At 46.2% G+C, this 18,995-nt stretch carries 21 protein-coding genes; 19 read left to right on the forward strand and 2 right to left on the reverse strand.

Features of this window, described 5'->3' with window-relative positions:
* Positions 1 to 76 precede the first annotated feature (76 nt).
* Both FTT68_RS02390 and FTT68_RS02395 read right to left on the reverse strand, forming a co-directional pair.
* Entirely contained in the window at positions 77 to 1,375 is a 1,299-nt protein-coding gene (locus FTT68_RS02390) for a peptidylprolyl isomerase (protein ID WP_180175165.1), read from the reverse strand.
* Entirely contained in the window at positions 1,375 to 3,864 is a 2,490-nt protein-coding gene (locus tag FTT68_RS02395; RefSeq protein WP_180175166.1) for an LPS-assembly protein LptD, read from the reverse strand. Before FTT68_RS02395 ends, FTT68_RS02390 begins: the two co-directional genes overlap by 1 nt.
* Before the next feature lie 120 nt (positions 3,865 to 3,984).
* On the opposite strand from FTT68_RS02395, the gene FTT68_RS02400 reads away from it, so the two are divergent.
* The 19 genes from FTT68_RS02400 to FTT68_RS02490 all read left to right on the forward strand — a co-directional run bounded on the left by FTT68_RS02400 (position 3,985) and on the right by FTT68_RS02490 (position 18,957).
* Entirely contained in the window at positions 3,985 to 4,998 is a 1,014-nt protein-coding gene (locus FTT68_RS02400) for an aminoglycoside phosphotransferase family protein (RefSeq protein ID WP_180175167.1), read from the forward strand.
* A complete protein-coding gene (murU, locus tag FTT68_RS02405) occupies positions 4,998 to 5,687 on the forward strand; it encodes an N-acetylmuramate alpha-1-phosphate uridylyltransferase MurU (protein ID WP_075174511.1) in 690 nt (229 codons plus the stop codon). The genes FTT68_RS02400 and murU overlap by 1 nt, the downstream gene beginning before the upstream one ends.
* An 86-nt stretch (positions 5,688 to 5,773) precedes the next feature.
* Positions 5,774 to 6,406, forward strand: coding sequence for a 16S rRNA (guanine(527)-N(7))-methyltransferase RsmG (gene rsmG, locus FTT68_RS02410; RefSeq protein ID WP_075166778.1), 633 nt, complete (start codon positions 5,774 to 5,776; stop codon positions 6,404 to 6,406).
* Positions 6,407 to 6,430: 24 nt separating this feature from the next.
* On the forward strand, positions 6,431 to 7,213 hold the full coding sequence (locus FTT68_RS02415) for a ParA family protein (RefSeq protein ID WP_005177476.1): 783 nt from the start codon (positions 6,431 to 6,433) through the stop codon (positions 7,211 to 7,213).
* Positions 7,210 to 8,097 (forward strand): ParB/RepB/Spo0J family partition protein, encoded by an 888-nt coding sequence (locus FTT68_RS02420; protein WP_180175168.1) that lies wholly within the window; start codon positions 7,210 to 7,212, stop codon positions 8,095 to 8,097. Before FTT68_RS02415 ends, FTT68_RS02420 begins: the two co-directional genes overlap by 4 nt.
* 31 nt (positions 8,098 to 8,128) lie before the next feature.
* The gene (locus FTT68_RS02425; RefSeq protein WP_005177480.1) at positions 8,129 to 8,761 is read left to right on the forward strand and encodes a MotA/TolQ/ExbB proton channel family protein; all 633 of its coding nucleotides are present in this window, start codon (positions 8,129 to 8,131) and stop codon (positions 8,759 to 8,761) included.
* 8 nt (positions 8,762 to 8,769) lie between these two features.
* Positions 8,770 to 9,192 (forward strand): biopolymer transporter ExbD, encoded by a 423-nt coding sequence (locus tag FTT68_RS02430; RefSeq protein ID WP_005177483.1) that lies wholly within the window; start codon positions 8,770 to 8,772, stop codon positions 9,190 to 9,192.
* Entirely contained in the window at positions 9,192 to 10,916 is a 1,725-nt protein-coding gene (gene msbA, locus FTT68_RS02435; protein WP_180056780.1) for a lipid A export permease/ATP-binding protein MsbA, read from the forward strand. Before FTT68_RS02430 ends, msbA begins: the two co-directional genes overlap by 1 nt.
* Before the next feature lie 6 nt (positions 10,917 to 10,922).
* Positions 10,923 to 11,939: a tetraacyldisaccharide 4'-kinase gene (lpxK, locus tag FTT68_RS02440; RefSeq protein ID WP_180006534.1), complete on the forward strand. Its 1,017-nt coding sequence runs from the start codon at positions 10,923 to 10,925 to the stop codon at positions 11,937 to 11,939.
* Positions 11,936 to 12,700, forward strand: coding sequence for a 3-deoxy-manno-octulosonate cytidylyltransferase (gene kdsB / locus FTT68_RS02445; protein WP_168414626.1), 765 nt, complete (start codon positions 11,936 to 11,938; stop codon positions 12,698 to 12,700). Before lpxK ends, kdsB begins: the two co-directional genes overlap by 4 nt.
* An 8-nt stretch (positions 12,701 to 12,708) precedes the next feature.
* Positions 12,709 to 13,692, forward strand: a complete 984-nt coding sequence (locus tag FTT68_RS02450; protein ID WP_005177500.1) for a DNA polymerase III, delta' subunit — start codon at positions 12,709 to 12,711, stop codon at positions 13,690 to 13,692.
* 11 nt (positions 13,693 to 13,703) lie between these two features.
* Positions 13,704 to 14,045, forward strand: coding sequence for a PilZ domain-containing protein (locus tag FTT68_RS02455; RefSeq protein ID WP_005177501.1), 342 nt, complete (start codon positions 13,704 to 13,706; stop codon positions 14,043 to 14,045).
* A gap of 29 nt (positions 14,046 to 14,074) precedes the next feature.
* Positions 14,075 to 14,848: a TatD family hydrolase gene (locus tag FTT68_RS02460; RefSeq protein WP_005177502.1), complete on the forward strand. Its 774-nt coding sequence runs from the start codon at positions 14,075 to 14,077 to the stop codon at positions 14,846 to 14,848.
* A 60-nt stretch (positions 14,849 to 14,908) separates the two neighbouring features.
* Complete coding sequence (locus FTT68_RS02465) at positions 14,909 to 15,523, forward strand: TetR/AcrR family transcriptional regulator (RefSeq protein WP_075166784.1); 615 nt, start codon at positions 14,909 to 14,911, stop codon at positions 15,521 to 15,523.
* A 5-nt stretch (positions 15,524 to 15,528) separates the two neighbouring features.
* On the forward strand, positions 15,529 to 16,101 hold the full coding sequence (locus tag FTT68_RS02470; RefSeq protein WP_075166785.1) for a prepilin-type N-terminal cleavage/methylation domain-containing protein: 573 nt from the start codon (positions 15,529 to 15,531) through the stop codon (positions 16,099 to 16,101).
* A gap of 115 nt (positions 16,102 to 16,216) precedes the next feature.
* A complete protein-coding gene (gene gspI, locus FTT68_RS02475; protein ID WP_228289532.1) occupies positions 16,217 to 16,588 on the forward strand; it encodes a type II secretion system minor pseudopilin GspI in 372 nt (123 codons plus the stop codon).
* Positions 16,585 to 17,220, forward strand: a complete 636-nt coding sequence (gene gspJ / locus FTT68_RS02480; protein ID WP_152342358.1) for a type II secretion system minor pseudopilin GspJ — start codon at positions 16,585 to 16,587, stop codon at positions 17,218 to 17,220. Before gspI ends, gspJ begins: the two co-directional genes overlap by 4 nt.
* 45 nt (positions 17,221 to 17,265) lie before the next feature.
* Positions 17,266 to 18,213 carry a type II secretion system minor pseudopilin GspK gene (gene gspK, locus FTT68_RS02485; RefSeq protein ID WP_075174516.1) on the forward strand — a complete coding sequence of 316 codons (948 nt, stop codon included), beginning with the start codon at positions 17,266 to 17,268 and terminating at the stop codon, positions 18,211 to 18,213.
* A gap of 147 nt (positions 18,214 to 18,360) precedes the next feature.
* Entirely contained in the window at positions 18,361 to 18,957 is a 597-nt protein-coding gene (locus tag FTT68_RS02490) for a 6-carboxytetrahydropterin synthase (RefSeq protein WP_005177512.1), read from the forward strand.
* Positions 18,958 to 18,995: the final 38 nt, after the last annotated feature.

Genomic DNA, 18,995 nt, shown 5'->3' on the forward strand with positions numbered 1-18,995 from the left:
TATTGCTATTGATGGCGAGGTGAAAAGCCAGAATTAAAAAAACCAGTGCAGGCACTGGTTTTTCATTTTTTAAGACCTAGTTATTTTTACGGTCCAGGTTTGGATCTTTAATATCGACAAAGGCATTGCTGCGAATTTCACGTAACCAGCTGTCCAGTTCGGTATCAAACTGACGTTCACCTAGAATCTGGCGTGCCATACGTTCCTGGTATTCGCGGGTCATGTCCTGCTGGCGGGTATCTGTCACCTGTAGAATATGCCAGCCAAACTGGGTTTGAAATGGCTGGCTGATTTCACCTACCGGGGTGCTTTTCATTTGCTGTTCAAATTCAGGCACCATCACTCCAGGGCTAACCCAGCCCAGGCTACCGCCATCACGGGCAGAACCGGTATCGGTTGAGAAAGTACCGGCCAACACTGCAAAATCTTCACCGGCTTTGAGGCGGTTATACAAACTGTCAATCATGTGCTTGGCATTTTCTGGGCTCACCACTTCTGTTGGCTGAATCAGAATATGACGGGTTTGATATTGTGGGACCAGCGCGCGCTGTTCACCGGCTTTACGATCGACCAGTTTCAGCACATGAATACCATCATTGACTGCAATCAGCTCAGTGGTCTGACCGACGTCAAGTGCACTTACACGTGCAGCCAGTTCAGCCGGAATTTCAGAAAGGCTGCGGAAACCCATATCAGCCGATTCAACTTTGGTGGCAGCTGTGCTGAACTGCTTGTTAATGGCATTGAGGTCATTGCTGTTATTCAGTGCAGTTTTAACCTGTTCCGCGGTGGCCTGTGCATTTTCACCGGATACGCGCACATGCAACACATGCGCCTGACTGCCTAAAGTGGCCTGACCTTGCGGGGTTTTCAGGAAGTTATCGACATCCTGATCGCTAATTTTAATTCGCGACATCACGACTTGCTGACGCAGACGGTTAATTGCCAAATCTTCAGCAATACGGTTGCGTAAAGAGGCGTAGGTTCCCGGTGCAATACGGTCGACTTTCTGCTGGAAATCTTCCAGACTTTTGCTGCCATTTTGCTGGGCCACACGCATCACCGCTTCATTTAATGCTTTTTCATCAGGTTTGATGTTGTAACGTTTGACCTGTTCCAGCTGTGCCTGACGCACGATCAGTTGTTCTAAGGCTTGTTGTTGTAAATATTGGGCCGGTGGCACGGTTTTGTTTTGTGCCTGTAATTGTTGCTGCATTTCGGCAGCGGTTTGCGCTAAATCACTTTGTAGGATGACACTGTTATCCACCACGGCCACGACCTGATCTACAGTTTGTGCAAAAGCAGGTGCAGCTGAAGAAATACATAAAGCTAAGGCTGTGGCTTTAAAAAATTGTTTTAACTGTGGTGTCTTCATTAACGTTGTGTCCAAGTTTGATTAGTTCTATTAAACCCTAAAATACGGTTTTCAAGTAAAGATGCAAGTTTATTGTTGAAACTGCCGAGGCCTTTCAGGTTTAATTCGGCCATGATGGCGCGTTTCGGCTTGACGTTGTGATCGGAGACATCATCCAGATCATTATAATAAGAGCGGCCGTAGACCGAGATGCCCCAACAGCAGGATTCATAGTTCACACCGAGTAAATATTCACGGGCGACGCTATTGTCCAAATCGTATTGGGCATGACCCAGAATACGCCAGTTGTTGTAGACCGGTTGAATGAACGAGGCCACCACCTGATCATAATGATCCTGACGGTTTGGAATGTGACGACGGTTAATATAGCCGACATTGTATAAATTGCCTTGTTCACCGGTATAGAACAGGTGCAGATCGCGCTGGGCATTGTCACCGTTTGACATCCAGGCTGCATTGGCACCAATATTCAGGTTTTCGGTTAACTGGCTGACCAGACTGATGATTGGACCAGTACGACTTTGAGTATCAAAGTCATCAGATGGGTTTTCCAAAATGACACGACGATCTTCAAAGAAGAAGCTTTGACCCAGGCTGGCACGAATCCGTTCCAGGCCTACTTCATCAAATAGGCTATAGCTTAAACCGAGTGACAGGAAGTTGTTGTCTTCCAGGCGGTCATGGCCGTAGAAACGGTATGGGCTAAACAGCTGGTCATAATTAATGGAAGCAGTGGCTGAATCAAAATTTGGATGGCCATCCTGATTCTGATACGGTGCATAGGCATAGAAGGCACGCGGGGTAATGGTTTGCAGGAAGCGGCCTTCTTTTTCAAAGGTCAGGCCGGCGTCCAGGGTAAACTGCGGTACTGTTACCGATTTATTTTCACTTGAGCTATTGGTCAGAGTACCGCTGTTATTGTCATAAAACGCGATGGTGTCTTTATCAAAGAAAGTATTGACGTTGCGAAGTGACACTTCTGGAATTACAAAAGACCACGGGTTGCGGTAATTATAACGTACTTTAAAATCGTTATAGATACGGGTACCGCTTGGCTCATACGTATTTAGATCATTGGTATGACCTTCAAGATGGTTGATATCTTTTTTGAAATAAGCAGTATCGTGATTGAATTCAAGCTGGAAGCCTTGTGGATTACCAGTTTTATAATTTAATAAGAACTGAGGTAAACGCGCATACGGACGGTCTTCATCTGGAATAGTCGGGTCCAGCGTGTGGAAATCTTCAACTTTTAGCTGCGCTCTTAAACCCGGAATGCCATTGCGATAATTTAGTTCCCAGGCGCGGCGTAAGTTCAGGTCGGTTCTGGAGTTCGGGTTGTTGTTTAAGTCAGCAAAATAGTCTTTATCTGAAGCGTAGTTATATTCCAGATTGGTATTGAACTGCTCGTTAATCTGCCAGTTATGCAGAAAGTGAAAATCCTTACGATCTTCATCATTGTATTTATTGTCAGAGGCCAGGTAGCCGCCCCAGATCTGACCCTGACCAAAATTCTCGGTCAGATAGCGGAATTCACCTTCCAGCATCGGGCCACGGTCACCAATATAGCGTGGTGTCACGGTGGCATCATAGTTTGGAGCCAGGTTCAGGTAGACCGGTACCGCCAGTTCAACTCCACCATCATTGGTAAAGCCAAAACTCGGGGTCAAAATACCGGTAGTACGACGGTCATCAATCGGGAAGTTAAAATATGGCACTGCCAGTACCGGCACATCTTTTACATACAGTTTGGTGCCACGGGTTTCACCGCGACCGGTTTCCTGATTTAGCTTGATTTCATCGGCCTGAATTTTCCAAGTCGGTGCCTGTTCAGGCGGGCAGGTGCTATAGGTGGCATTGTTCAATACCAAGGTATTGGTTGAAGTGCGGGCAATCTTTTCCGCCATGCCATGTGCGTGCTGTTCTTCTGCAATATAGAAGCTGTTGTGTAAATCGCCTTGCTGGGTTTTCAGGTTGTAATTGATCTGGTCGCTTTGCGCCAGTAAACCGGCTTGCGCCATTTGTACCCGGCCTTCGGCACTGGCATAGGTCTGGGTCTGGTCAATGGTAATTTTATCGGCACGAATCTGGCGGCCTTGCTGGTCAATCAGGACATTGCCTTCTAAGACAGAATCGCCATTTGGGTCATAGTGACCATAATCGGCAGTAACGGTAGAGGTTGCTTCTGCAGCGTCTACAGCAACTGTATTTGAACTGATAGGTGTCAGCCAAGCACCTTTACAATAAGCCGAGCTGGCTGTGTTACCAAATTGTTGTTGCGCTTCGGGCGTTGCTTTATCAACATAATATTGCTCAAAGAATTGCTGACCTGGGTAAGTCTCTTGAATACTTTGTTTAAGCCGTTGGTTGTCAATATGACTGACCGATGAAGCCTGATCTGCTGTCTGTGCATAACTGGAAACAGAGTGACCACATAACAGAGTTAAGACCGCAGTCGCTAAAGGATTAAATTTAAACTGATGCTTCATTTATCTCATCAACCAAGAGTGCTTAATCGCAATTAATTATTGTCGCATCATAGAGAAAAAGCGCAGAAGTAGCTACACTTAACACTTTAAAAACTCAGCCTGTATTAGAATTTATTGCAAATGAATACACAACGTGAACAATTGATACAAACATGGATAACATCTGTACTCGGTTCAGATCAATTTGAAACTCATTTTTTAGCAGGCGATGCAAGTTTCCGTCGTTACGCACGAATCAAATTGAATAATAAAACATTTATGCTTATGGATGCACCACCAGAAAAAGAAGATTGTGGTCCTTTTGTCACGATTGATGAATTTTTTGCTGCCAATGCTGTGCGTGTACCCAAAATTGTGGCCAAAGACCTGACACAAGGCTTTTTGCTGTTGGAAGATTTTGGTGATGTGCTGTTGTCGACTTTATTAAATGAACACACAGTAGATGACTATTATGCACAGTGCTTTAAGCAACTGATTCAATTGCAAGCGATTGATGGTGCGGCACATTTCCCTGAATATTCGTATGACAAGCTGATCAGTGAAATGGAGCTACTCACCGACTGGTTATTGCCCGCCTTGCAGATTCAGCCAACGGCTGAAGAAAGTGCATTAATTAAACGTACATTTGCGATTTTGGCCAATGCTGCTTTGGTGCAGCCACAAGTGATAGTACATCGTGATTTTCATAGTCGGAACTTAATGAAAATTAATGATGATACCGAGCTAGGTGTAATTGATTTTCAGGATGCAGTGATTGGTGCAGACACCTATGACCTGATTTCAATTACACGTGATGCTTATGTGCAGTGGAATGCTGAGCATGTGTATCGCTGGTTTAAAATGTTCTATGACTTGTTGCCAGCAGCATCTAAGCAAGATCGTGGTTTTGAACAATTTAAAAAAGATGCCGATATGATGGCAATTCAGCGCCATATCAAAATTTTAGGTATTTTTGTGCGTCTGTTTGAACGTGATGGTAAGTCGGGTTATCTCAAAGACCTACCTAGAGTAATGTGGTATTTGCTTGAAGAAAGCAAGCCGTATCCTGAATTACAACCATTTATGCAATTCATTCACAATACAGTAATGCCAAAATTTACAGCCAAATATGGCCGTTATGAGGTAGCTGCCTGATGAAAGCCATGATTCTTGCTGCCGGTTTAGGTAACCGGATGCGTCCTTTAACCTTACATACGCCTAAACCCTTGCTGGAAGTGGGCGGTAAGCCGCTGATTGTTTGGCATATCGAAAAACTGCAGCGCATTGGCGTAACCGAAATTGTGATCAATACCGCCTGGCTGGGTGAAAAACTGGCTCAGGCTTTGGGGGATGGCAGCCAGTTTGGCGTTAATATTCTCTGGTCGCATGAAGGCGAAGGTCTGGAAACCGCAGGTGGGATTATTAACGCGCTGCCATTACTCGGCAATGAGCCCTTTATTCTGGTCAATGGCGATGTCTGGACCAGCATGGATTTTGCGCCATTATTGTCGGTACAGTTACAAGATCAGCTGGCGCATCTGGTGCTGGTAGAGAATCCGGCGCAGCATCCGCAAGGCGATTTCACCTTATCGGAACAAAAAGCTTATACCTTTGATCAGGAAAAATCCGGTGAAAATCTGACCTATAGCGGTATTGCCGTGATTGATCCGCAGATGTTTCAGGGCCTGGAAGGTGGCAAGCGTCCACTGGCACCGTTATTGAAACAGGCCATGCAGGATGAAAAAATTGCCGCCAGCAAATTGCAGGGTGTCTGGGTAGATGTTGGCACTCCTGAGCGATTAAATGCACTGGATCAACAAATTCAGCAAGGTGTGTACGCTTAAGTGCATATTCACTAAGCACTCGCTGCTGTGACTTGGCAGATAAATCGGTATACTTTCAGCTAACTTTTTCGAGACGTTCATTGTTTATGCATACGTTTTTTCAGGAACTCAAGCAGGGTAGTCAGGCCTTGGGTTTAGAGCTCAGCGATGAGACTTTAAATTTATTACTCCAATATCAAGATGCTTTGGTGCTATGGAACAAAGCGTATAACTTGACCGCAATTCGTGATCCGAAAGAAATGCTGGTCAAGCATTTGCTCGACAGCCTGAGTATTCTCAAAGATTTACCTGCCGGCCGTTTGCTGGACATTGGTACCGGTGGCGGTATGCCGGGCATGATCATTGCCTTATGTCAGCCGGAACGTCAGTGCGTGTTGCTGGACTCGAATGGCAAAAAAATCCGTTTCTTGAAGCAGTTTATTGCCGATCTGAAACTGCAAAACGTGGTGGCGGTCCAAACCCGAGTCGAAAATGAAGACAGTATCCGCGAATTAGGCCAGTTTGATGTCATCACCAGTCGTGCCTTTGCTTCACTAACCGATTTTGTGGCGGCATCAAAACCGTTTATGCATGGACAGAGTATTATTGCTTCCATGAAAGGTCTGATTCCGGCCGATGAGGTTGAAGCATTGAAAGATGAGTTCAGCTGTGAAATTATCGAGCTAAAAGTTCCACGTCTGGACGAACAGCGTCATCTACTTTTATTAAAACATATTTAATTCATTCTAAGGATTGGGGTTACCATGGCACAAATTATTGCGATTGCGAACCAGAAAGGTGGTGTCGGTAAAACTACAACCGCAGTAAATTTGGCAGCATCGTTAGCTGTTTTGAAAAAGCGCGTTTTACTTGTGGATATGGATTCACAGGGAAATGCCACGATGGGTTCTGGTATCCAAAAAAACGACCTTCTATATTCCATTACCGATGTGTTGCTGGGCGAAGTGCCAATTGAAACGGCCATTACCAAATCGGAAGTGGGTTATAAGGTTTTAGGTGCAAACCGTGATTTGTCCGGTGTGGAACTGGCTATTGCCGAGCAGGAAGGGCGCGAGTTTATTCTGCGTGATGCACTGGGCGAAATTGAAAAAAGTTTTGACTACATTATTGTCGATTGTGCGCCAAGCTTAAGCTTAATTACCGTGAATGCGCTGGCTGCGGTACAGGGCGTGATGATTCCAATGCAATGTGAATACTATGCGCTGGAAGGTCTGGCCGATTTAACCCAGACCATCGACCGGATTCAGCAGGCTTTAAATCCAGAGCTGGAAATTATTGGTGTGCTGCGAACCATGTACGATGCGCGTAATGCATTAACCCGTGATGTGTCTGAAGAGCTGCAACAGTATTTTGGCAAAAAGCTGTATGACACCGTGATTCCACGTAATGTGCGTCTGGCCGAAGCACCGGCGCATGGTTTGCCTGTAATTTATTTTGAGAAAAGTTCAAAGGGTGCAGTTGCTTACCTGAATCTGGCAGCTGAAATGTTAAAGAAAAGCAAAGTGAAAAAAGGAAGTAAAGCATGACCATAAAAAAACGCGGACTCGCCAAAGGTCGTGGTTTGGATGCCTTACTTGGGTCGATCCAGAAAGAAAAATTACAACTTGAAGCCCAGTCTTTGGATCATGGTCAGCTAAAACAGATTGATGTGCATTTATTAAAACGGGGTGAATATCAGCCACGCCGTTTTATCCATGAACAGGACTTACAGGAACTTGCCGCCTCGATTGAAAAACACGGGGTCATGCAACCGATTGTGATTCGTCCGATTGATGACGAACAGCATCCGTATGAAATTATTGCTGGTGAACGTCGCTGGCGTGCCGCACAGCTGGCGGGACTCACCGAAGTTCCGGCAATTGTCCGTGACCTGACCGATCAGGTGGCGATTGCACTGGCTTTAATTGAAAATATTCAGCGTCAGGATCTGAATCCGATTGATCAGGCCATGGCCTTGCAGCGCTTCCATGACGAGTTTGGTCTGAGCCATCAGGAAATTGCCGACACCGTCGGTAAGGCACGAACTACGGTCAGTAACCTGTTGCGTTTGTTGACTTTAACTGAAGAAGTTAAAGACCTGATGCAGCAAGGGCTGCTGGATATGGGCCATGCGCGCGCCATTTTGACCTTAAAAGCCAAAGATCAGCTGAAAGTGGCTGAACTGGTGATTGAAAAGAGTTTGTCGGTCCGTCAGACCGAACAGCTGGTGCGTGACTGGAGCGCACCAAAAACAGAAAAAGCAAAAGCAGAACCGGCACCGGATATTCAGCAACTGACACAACGTCTGTCAGAGCGTTTCAGTGCCAATGTCAAAATTGATCATAACAAGCAGGGTAAGGGGAAGCTGGTGATCAGCTATCACTCCTTAGAAGAACTAGATGGTATTTTAAATATCTGCTTGGCTGATTAATTTTTATTGTAGATTTATTGGGGAAAATCGAATGTGGGAATTGGTAAAAGCAGGCGGCTGGCTGATGCTGCCGTTACTGTTGTGCTCTGTGTTTACGCTGGCCATCAGTATTGAACGTTTTTTACGTCTTAAGCGTGCCGGTGTGGTGCCGAAAGCCTTGCAATTACAAACCGGACAGCCGGTGCAAGGCGTGTTACAGCAGTTGCAGCAATCGGAAAATTTACAGCACAGTACTTTGGGCCGAATCTTTATGGCTGGTGCGCAAAATAAACACCAGTCTGAACAGTTTGCGCGTGCGCAGATGGAAGCGACAGCCTCTCAGGAAATTGGCTATCTGGAAAAAAATATTAATTTCCTCGGGACTTTAAGTGCTGTGGCGCCGCTGCTGGGCTTATTGGGGACCGTTCTGGGGATTATTGAATCTTTCCTGATGATTGATATCAGTTCAAGCAACCCGACTTTAATGATTCCGGGGATTTCCAAGGCGCTGATTACCACCGCAGCGGGTATGCTGATTGCGGTGCCGGCCTTATTTGCTTACCGTTATTTCCAGCGTCTGGTACAGGAATATGTGGCCGAGCTGGAACAGCAGGCGACATTGTTTCATGCTGCGCTGTTTCATCAAACCCAGATTGTTGATGAAGACATTAAAAAAGCAGGCTAAGGTGACCTATGAAATTCAAACGCTCGCAAGTGGAAGATATTCATATTAACCTGACGCCAATGATTGACTGTTTGCTGTTTATTCTGGTGTTCCTGTTACTGTCCACCAGTTTTAACCAGTTTAGCCGGATGAACCTGACCTTGCCGGAAGCGCAAGGGGTGCCACCGAAAGCCTATGACCAGAAAGTCGAGGTGGTGGTCGATGCTTCCGGGCATTATTCGGTCAACGGGCAGGCGCTTTCCAGCAAGGAAGTTGCTGATTTAAATACAGCAATTAAACAAATTTCCAATGATCGACGTGATTTAATGTTTATCATTGCGGCAGACGCGAAAGCTTCTCATCAGGATGTGATTCGTGTCATGGATGTTGCGGGACAACTGGGTTTCGTCAACATTAACATCAGTACGAAAGTACCAACTCGAGGCTATTAGTGAATCCGGATTATAAAGTCTACTTGCGTCTACTCGGTTATTTAAAACCTTTCTGGGGAATCGCGATTCTGGTTGTGGTGGGTTTTGCCATCAATGCGGCGACTGAAGTTTCAGTGGCCAAGTTGCTGGAAAAAATTATTACGGCAATTCAGGAAAAAGACTACACCTTCACCCACCTGTTTCCTTTTCTGGTGGTGTTGCTGATGTTTTTCCGTGGTGTCGGCCTGTTTCTGGGCGGCTACTATACCGCGGTCATTTCACGTAATCTGGTGTTTAATGTGCGCCAGGAAGTATTTGCCAAATTGCTGCGCTTACCGTCGCAGTATTATCTGGAAAATACCAGTGGCCACATTACTGCCAAAATCATGTATAACGTGGAGCAGCTGACAGCAGCCTCCACCGAATCTTTACGTACCTTGCTGCAACAGGGTTTAATTACCATCGCCTTGCTTGGTTACCTGTTTTATAGCAACTGGCGTTTGACCATCTGTATCCTGATTTTTGCCCCGCTGATTGGCCTGTTAATCCGGAAAGCCGCCAAGCGTATGCGTAAGCTGTCAATTCAGGTGCAGGATACCATGGGTGATGTGAACCACGTGGTGCAGGAAACTGTAAACGGCAATCTGGTGGTGAAAGGTTTTGCCGGTCATCAATACGAGCAGGAACGCTTTAAACAGAACTCACTGGAAAACTTGCGCCGCGGCCTGAAAATGGTAGCTGTGCAGCAGCTCAACAGTCCGGTGGTACAGCTGATCATGTCGATTGCACTTTCCATTGTGATCTGGATTGCACTGCGCCCGGAAATTTTACGCGATACCTCAGCTGGTGAATTTGTGGCTTATATTACTGCTGCCGGGATGCTGAGCAAACCAATTAAAGCGCTAACCGATATCAACGAAAAACTGCAACGCGGTATGGCGGCGGCGCATTCTGTATTTGAACTGCTGGATATGCCGGAAGAAAAAAATACTGGTACCTTAACTCCAGCCTTAAAAGGCAATATTGAATTTGATCAGGCCAATCTGGTCTATGCCGATGGCCATCATGCCATTCATGACTTTAGCCTGAATGTTAAAGCCGGTGAAACCGTGGCACTGGTCGGACGTTCAGGGGCGGGCAAAAGCTCACTGGTCAATTTGCTGGTGCGTTTTCAGGAATTATCTTCAGGCGGGATCAAACTGGATGGGCTGGATATTCATCAGATTGAACTGAATAGCCTGCGTACCCAAATTGCCATGGTCAATCAGCAGGTGGTGCTGTTTAATCGTACCGTGCGTGAAAATATTGCGTATGGTCAGCTGGAAGGTGCCTCGGATGAAGAGATTATCGCGGCGGCTAAAGCGGCGTATGCGCATGATTTTATTATGGCCTTACCACAAGGCTATGACACACCACTCGGTGCGCAGGGTTTAAACCTGTCCGGTGGTCAGCGTCAGCGTATCGCGATTGCCCGTGCTATTTTGAAAAATGCACCGATCCTGATTCTGGATGAAGCGACCAGTGCATTAGACAATGAATCTGAATACTTTATTCAACGTGCCTTTGATGCAGCGATGCAGAATCGTACCACCATTGTCATTGCACACCGTTTATCTACCATCGAAAATGCCGACCGTATTGTTGTGATGGATCAAGGGCGTATTATTGAACAGGGTACCCATCAGGAACTGTTAAACCAGCAGGGTGCTTATTATCAGTTGCATCAGCGCAATTTCGAGGAATAATCAGCCATGTCATTTGCACAATTCATTCAGGACGCTTGGAACAAGCAAGCCAAATGGTTGGTTGTGCTACGGCCGTTGGCGCTGTTATATCGTGGTGGCAGTGTGCTGAATCAGAAGCTGTATGCTTCGGGGATGAAAGCAGCCTATACCGCACCAGTGCCGGTGATGGTGATTGGCAACATTACCGTAGGCGGTAGCGGCAAAACGCCGCTGCTGATTCATCTGGTTAATTATCTGCATAGCCTGAATGTGCGTGTTGGCGTAATTAGCCGCGGCTATGGCGGCAAAGGCCCATTCCCGGCCTATGTTGATTTTGAATCGACGCCGGACATGGTCGGCGATGAACCCTGTCTGATTGTACAATCTACCGGTGCGCCAATGGCGGTCGGTGCCAATCGTCAGCAGAGTATTGAATTGCTGCTGTCCAGACATGAACTGGACCTGATTATCAGTGATGATGGTTTGCAACACTTGGCGCTCAATCGCCAGTTGGAATGGATTGTACTGGACAATAACCGCGGTCTGGGCAATGAGAAAATTCTGCCTGAAGGTTATTTGCGGGAGCCGAAAAGCCGCCTGAATACAGCAACCGTGATTGAACATGCGGCACAGCCAGGTTCAGCGCTGAATATGCATCTGGAGGTGGCTGAGCCTTATTTACTTAATGCCATAGAGGGTAAGGTGTTTAATCCGCAAGATGCTTTTTATGCCGTGGTTGGGATTGGTTTTCCGCAGCGTTTTTATCGCACCTTAGAGTCGATGGGCATCCAGCAATTCCAGTGCCACGAATTTCCAGATCATCATGATTATGAAATTGATGACTTGCAGTTTGAAGATCATCAACCGATTATTACCACCGAAAAAGATGCGGTGAAAATTTTGCCCTTGCTGAAACAGTATCCTGATTTTAACCGGGAAATCTGGGTGGTGCCGGTTGAAGCGGTATTGTCACCTGCTTGTTATCAGGTTTTGCATCAACAGTTAGCGCAACTGGGTTTGACCCTGAATGAAGGACAGTTATGAAACACATCGTTATTCCTGCACGTTTTGCCAGTTCACGCTTACCGGGTAAGCCCTTACTTGAAATTCATGGCCGTCCCATGATTTTACGGGTGGTGGATCAGGCCAAAAAAGTCGAAGGTTTTGATGACTTATGTGTGGCGACAGATGATGTACGTATTGCCGATGTCTGCCGCGCTGAAGGGGTGGATGTGGTCTTGACTTCAGCAGATCATCCTTCCGGGACTGACCGTTTAAGTGAAGTAGCGCGGATTAAAGGCTGGGCCAGTGATGACATTATTGTCAATGTGCAAGGTGATGAACCTTTGTTGCCCGCGCAGCTGGTGAAACAGGTGGCGCAGCTCTTGGTTGATCAGCCCGGCTGTTCGATGTCGACACTGTGTGAACCGATTCATGCGCTGGATGAGTTTCAGCGTGATAGCATTGTCAAAGTGGTGATGTCCAAGCACAATCAGGCTTTGTATTTTAGCCGTGCGACCATTCCTTATGATCGTGACGGGGCGAAAGATGCCGTGCCGCAATTGCATGATCAGGCTTATCGTCATTTGGGCCTGTATGCCTATCGGGTAAAACTGCTACAGGAATATGTGACCTGGGACATGGGGCTGCTGGAGCGTCTGGAAAGTCTGGAGCAACTGCGTGTGCTGGAAAATGGTCATCGGATTGCGATTGCCGTGGCTGAAGCCAATTTACCACCGGGTGTCGATACCCAGGAAGATCTGGATCGTCTGAATGCGCTTGATCTTGCACATTTTGAATCGTAGAGCTGGCCATGCAGAATGAAGTGACTGCGCAGATTTATCCCTGGCAGCAAACAGTTTGGGATACACTAACGGGCAGATTTCCCCAGTTGGGCCATGGACTGCTGTTTTATGGTAAAAAAGGCTGTGGCAAAGAAGCTTTTGCGCAGCAGTTTCTGGCCTGGATTTTGTGCCAGCATCGTCATGAGCGCAATCTGCCCTGTGGCGAGTGCGGCAGTTGTCAATGGTTAAAATCAGATACGCATCCGAATTATGTTTATGTCACGATCGATGAAGAGAATAAAAAACAAAACGCGAAAATTAAGATCGAGAAGATCCGTGATTTATTACCATTTGTGCAACAAACCGTAGATGGCTGGCGGGTCATTGTGATTGAGCCGGCAGAAGCCTTGAATATTGCTTCTGCCAATGCCTTGCTAAAAACACTGGAAGAGCCGGGCGAGCGGGTGGTGATTATCCTGCTGGCCGATCATTACCTAAAGCTGCCCGCGACTATTCGCAGTCGTTTACAGCATTTTGCCCTTGACCGGATTGCTCCGGAACTGGCCCATGATTTTTTAAGCCAGCACTTGCCGGAAAGCAGCGAGCAGCAAAAACAGCTGCTGATGAACCTGTCCAATCAGATGCCGCTGCAAGCCATTCAGGTGGCCGAGCAGGACTGGTTCTTTAAGCGCGCTGACTTTGTGCAAGACTGGCAAAAATTGGTCAGTCAAAAAAATATGCCGATGGCAATTGCGACCAAGTGGAATAAAGAGCTGAGTTTTAGTGAATTTGGTCAGATGTTTGAATACTTGTTGTCAGATTTGATTTGTGTCAAGCTAAATCAACCGGTGAAAAACATCGACCTGACACTAAGTGCGCTGGCCGAGCAGTATTCGCTGGAAGCATTATTTGATATTTATAGTGATATACAACAATCAAAACAGATGACAGAGCAGAATGTTCAAAGCAATCTGATTCTTGATCAGCTGTGTATAAAATTGATGAATCTTTAAGGGGAAACAGTATGCAGCCACGTATGGGCGGAATTATCCAGGCCAATATTCCAGATTTAGAAACGCTCTATTTAAGTTATATGCCCTATGTGGTCGATGGCGGACTGTTTATTCCTTCCAAGCAACCGGTGCAGATGGGCGAAGAAATCTTTGTACTGGCCACTTTGCCGGAACAATCACAAAAAATTCCACTGACCGGTAAAGTAATCTGGATTTCACAAAAACAGAATGGGGTGAAATTACAGGGCTTTGGTATTCAGCTTAGTGGTGAAAAGGGTCTGTATTACAAAGCAGAAGCAGAAAGACTACTGGCAGGACTTAAGTCTTCAAATCGAAACAGTTACACTATGTAGTCTATTCTAAGCTGTTGTAGGAAACGCCTGTGTTTGTAGATACGCATTGTCATTTAACCATGCTCGATTTAACTCCGTATGATGGAAATCTGGATCTGGCATTGGCGCAGGCGCGAGAAGCCGGCGTATCTAAATTTATGAGTATTTCGGTCGATCTGGACGACCATATCGAACTGGCAAAAATTGCCGCACGCCATGCAGATGTCGGTTATACCGTGGGTGTGCATCCTTGTGAAGATGCGGCCACTATGGCGCGTGCCACCACTGACTATCTGGTCGAGCTGGCACAACCGGAAAAAGTCTGGGCGCTGGGGGAAACCGGGCTGGATTATTATCACAGTACCGATTTTATTGCCGAGCAGAAAGACTGTTTTGCCAGACATATCCATGCCTCGCAAATTGTAAAAAAACCGGTGGTGGTGCATACCCGTTCAGCCAAGCATGATACGGTTGATATTATCCGCGCGGAAAAATCAACCCATGGGATTTTGCACTGTTTTACCGAAGATTGGGAAACCGCCAAAGCGGTACTGGACTGCGGTTACTATGTCTCTTTCTCGGGTATTGTGTCTTTTAAAAATGCCCAAGATTTACGGGATGTGGCCAAGCAGGTGCCACTAGATCGCGTTCTGATTGAAACTGATTCACCGTATCTGGCACCAATGCCATATCGTGGTAAATCAAATGAACCAAAATATGTCCCATATGTAGCCAAAGCCCTGAGTGATGTATATGATAAGTCACTGGAAGAGATGGCTTTCATAACCATGCAGAATTTTGAAAACCTCTTGAACCAAAAGTAAAAATCTAGAAATTTTTAAAACTGACCGATAAGTGCATAAGAGAGAGTTTATAGGGTGAAGATGGATCGTCAGGCTCAATTTCGAGCAAGAGAAACCTTAATTTTTCAAGTGGCAGAGCAATTGCTATTAGAAAATGGTGAAGCAGGGATGACGCTTGATGCCTTGGCCGCAGAATTGGACCTGGCCAAAGGCACGCTTTATAAACATTTCCAGAGTAAAGACGAGCTGTACATGTTGCTGATTATTCGTAATGAGAACATGCTGCTCGAAATGATCAAGGATGCTGAGAAAAAGTTTCCTGAACATTTGGCCTTCTTTATGCTGCATCACTTGCATCATCCTGAGCGCACGGTACTGTTTCATCAGATTGAAGAGCGCCTGTCGACTACCGGTATGGGCATCAACCATCTGTTTAACGAGCTGTATCAGGTGCGTAAACAGCGCCTGCGTCTGATTATTCGCATGACTGAGCATTATCTGGAATCAATTCAGAGCAAAATGTCGGTGCGTGACTATCTGGCTTCGATCTGGTCCTTGACGCACGGCGCGGCGGCCATTCTAAACTCCAGTTTCTATCAGCGTTACCTGGGTTCACGTGACACCTTGCGCGTGGCCTATATTGACCAGGCACTGGCCTTGCCGAAACAAGTTCAACATCTCGAACAGATCGCTTAAACCTCATGACTAGATCGCATCACTTCTCATCTGTTCGTGGTTTTACACTCATTGAATTGATGGTGGTGATTGTGGTCATGGCCATTGCCGCCTCACTGGTGCTGATGAATATTGGCGGGGTGGACCAGCGCAGCGCCATGCAGGCACGTGAAGTGTTTTTGATGGATGTGAAGAAGCTGCAACGCGAAGCAGACGATCAGTCGCGTGTGCTGGCTCTAAATGTTCAAAATGCCACCGATGTGTCACCATTTCGTTATGAAGTTCTGGAATATTTGCCAGCAACCACCGCTACCGACAGTTCAAGCGTCATGCTCAGTCAAACCGCGACCCGCTGGCAAAAATATGCCGAATTTGAGATGCAAAGTTTGCCCGATGGGGTGAGCTTTCAGATTCAGCCCTTACAACACGGATTTGAGAATGCGCAGAATGCCGCCTTGCTGCAAGGCGATGCCCCGAAACTGATCTGGCTCGGTAATGGCGAAGTTAAACCAGTGCGGATTCAGTTTTATTTCGAGCAGCGTCCGGTTGGGGCTGAAATCGAAATTGATCATCTGGGTAAGATCGTGAATGAAGAATAGATTATTTTCAGCCTTCTTATCGCCTGATCTGCAAAAACTAGACCGGCTTTTCTCTAGCTGTTCAACATCCGCGTACCGATTACGAACACATCCGTGTCATCCTCGCTTCAAACGTATTGCCGGTTTTACCTTGCTGGAAGTAATGGTGGCACTGGCGATTTTTGCTACAGCTGCTATGGCGCTGACTCAAGTGGCCATGCAATATACCCAGTCGACCTCTCATGCCATTTTAAGAACCAAAGCGCAGTTTATGGCCTTAAACGAACAGGCATTAATGGAAATCCAGCAGGACTGGCTCACGGGTACGCAATCAAAACAGGTCACCCTGCAAGGTGAAAGCTGGCAAATTGATAAAAGCGCACAGCCCACCATTAGCCCGAATGTGCAGCGGGTAGAAGTGCAGGTCAGCTTATTTAACCCCGATACCGGTCAGGTTGAAGCCGGCATCACCCATTTGGTGTTTTTTAATCATCGGGTGGCGCAATGATTAAGGCTAAACGCGGATTTACCCTGGTCGAGCTGCTGGTGGCCATTGCCATCTTTGCGGTGCTGTCTGCCTTGGGCTGGAAAGTATTTGATTATCTGGTCAAGGTCAAAGACCGTAACCAGTGGCATGAACAGCAGTTAGAAGGACTGCAGGGTGCCTATCAACAAATTTTACGTGATAGCATTCAGATTGTGCCGCTGACCGCCAACATCAATAATGATATTCAGCCAGCTTTGGTATTACAAAACGGCCGTTTTAATTTTAGCAAGACCGGTGTGACCGATCCTTTGCAGCAGGGCATTGCGCCCACTGAACGGATTGAGTATCAGTACCGGGCCGACGAACAAAAACTGTATCGTCTGAAATATGCCAATTTGCATCAATCTGGGCAGGATCAGCCGGTTTCCAGCGTATTATTGGACAATGTTAGCCAGTTTCAGGTTAGTGTGCTGAATCCGCAGGAACTGAGTAACTGGCCAGACAGCAGTATTGACTTAAATGATAATCAACAAAAACGCAAACTGCCAAAAGGCATTAAAATAAATTTAACCGTACAAGATGTACAATATGAATGGATTTTTAGCCTGTTAAATACTGACTTCCTGAAATCAGACAATAAAACCACATCATAAAACAGGCACTAAAGATAGGCAGTGAATGGGGCAATGGGACAGAACATGAAGCAGCAACAGGGTATTGCGCTAATCACCATTTTAATGATGGTGGTATTGGCCACCATTTTGGCGGCGACCATTGCCAAACGTCAGGCCTATACCGCAGAAAGTACTGCTTATTTAATGCGACAGAACCAATCCTTGCTCTATGCCAAAAGTGCCGAAGCCTTCTTCGCTGAATTGCTCAAAGATGATGCTGAAAATGCTGCCGAGGTCGATCATCTGCAAGAAAACTGGGCCCAGCCAATGCCAGCCTTTCCTGTCGAAGATGGTTTTGTGGCGGGTGTGTTGAGTGATGAATCGGGGAAGTTCAATTTAAATGCCTTGCTGAATGACAATGGCAATGTTAATGAAAATGCCAAACTGTATTTTGAACGGCTGCTGGTGCGTGTTGGCTTGCCTGCCCAAATCAGTGAAGCGGTAATTGACTGGCAAGATGCCGATGATTTACCCATCGGGCCGATGGGTGCCGAGAGTAGCTATTATCAGGGCCTACCTAATGGTTATTTACCTTCAAATTCCCTGTTTTATAGTGTCGAAGAACTGAAACAGGTACGCGGCTTTGAAGAAGGTCAATATCAGCTGTTGCTGCCTTATGTTAGTGCTTTGCCGAACCGCAGTACCAGCATCAACATTAACACAGCGCCGGCTTTGGTGCTGGCCAGTATTGATGACAAGCTGGATGTGAACCAGATTCAGCAGGTGCTGGAACAGCGTCAGGCCAATCTGGAGCATTTTGCCAATACGCAGGAACTGTGGGAGCTGGATGCCTTTAAACAGGTGGATGCCGCCCTGAAAGCTCAGGTCGGTGCTTTACTGGGGGTACAGTCCAATTACTTTAAGGCAAAAATTGAAGTGATGCTGAGTGAACGCAAACGCCAGTTTAGTAGTGATCTGGTGCGCGATAAAAAAACGGTTTATGTGGCCTATCGCAGCATGGCACCATTTTAAAACACAGCCTTTCAGCGCAATTTTCACTGTGCATAAAGCGAGATAGGTTTTAGCTATCAAGTTAAACAGCAAATTTAATGCTTATTCCTTTAATTTTGCTTTATAATTAATAGTCGATTCACAAATAATCTGGCCTGATCGGGACACATGTTAATTCGTAAGTTATTTAAGTTTGAAAATGCTCATATTGTGCGTAACTGCACTTCAGACCGCTGTAAACGTTCAATACACGGCCATAGCTATAAAGTTGAGCTGTTACTTAAGGCAACGAAATTAGATCATGGTCAAATGGTCTATGATTTTGGCTTGCTAAAAGGTGTGATTAAAGAAATTTTTGATTCTTTCGATCATGCGATCTGTTTCTGGCAACAGGACAATCCGGATTATATTCAGGCCTGCCAAAACTTCAGTGCACGCTGGGTCTCTTTACCAGTATCGCCATCTGCCGAGCAGTTTTCCCGTATTTTCTTCTTTCTGGCGCAGCAGGTGCTGGCCTCAACCATCACCCAGAATGGTGAAGGTGATGTCGAAGTCTATTCGGTAATTGTGCATGAAACCGATACCGGTTATGCGCAAAGCTTTTTGGAAGATATTGAAAATGAACAAATGGGACGGCTTGCCTTGGATCAGATCGAGTTTTCAGCGCAGGTGCGCGCGGAATGGTCAGATCCAGAGATGTATGAAAAATTGAAACAGGGTATTAAATTCCAAAACCCAAGCGTAGATTTACAGGTTAAACTCTAATACACACATCCTGACATGGATATAAAGGATTTAATACA

Source organism: Acinetobacter sp. Q85-2 (assembly GCF_013420555.1).
Taxonomy (GTDB): Bacteria; Pseudomonadota; Gammaproteobacteria; order Pseudomonadales; family Moraxellaceae; genus Acinetobacter; species Acinetobacter indicus.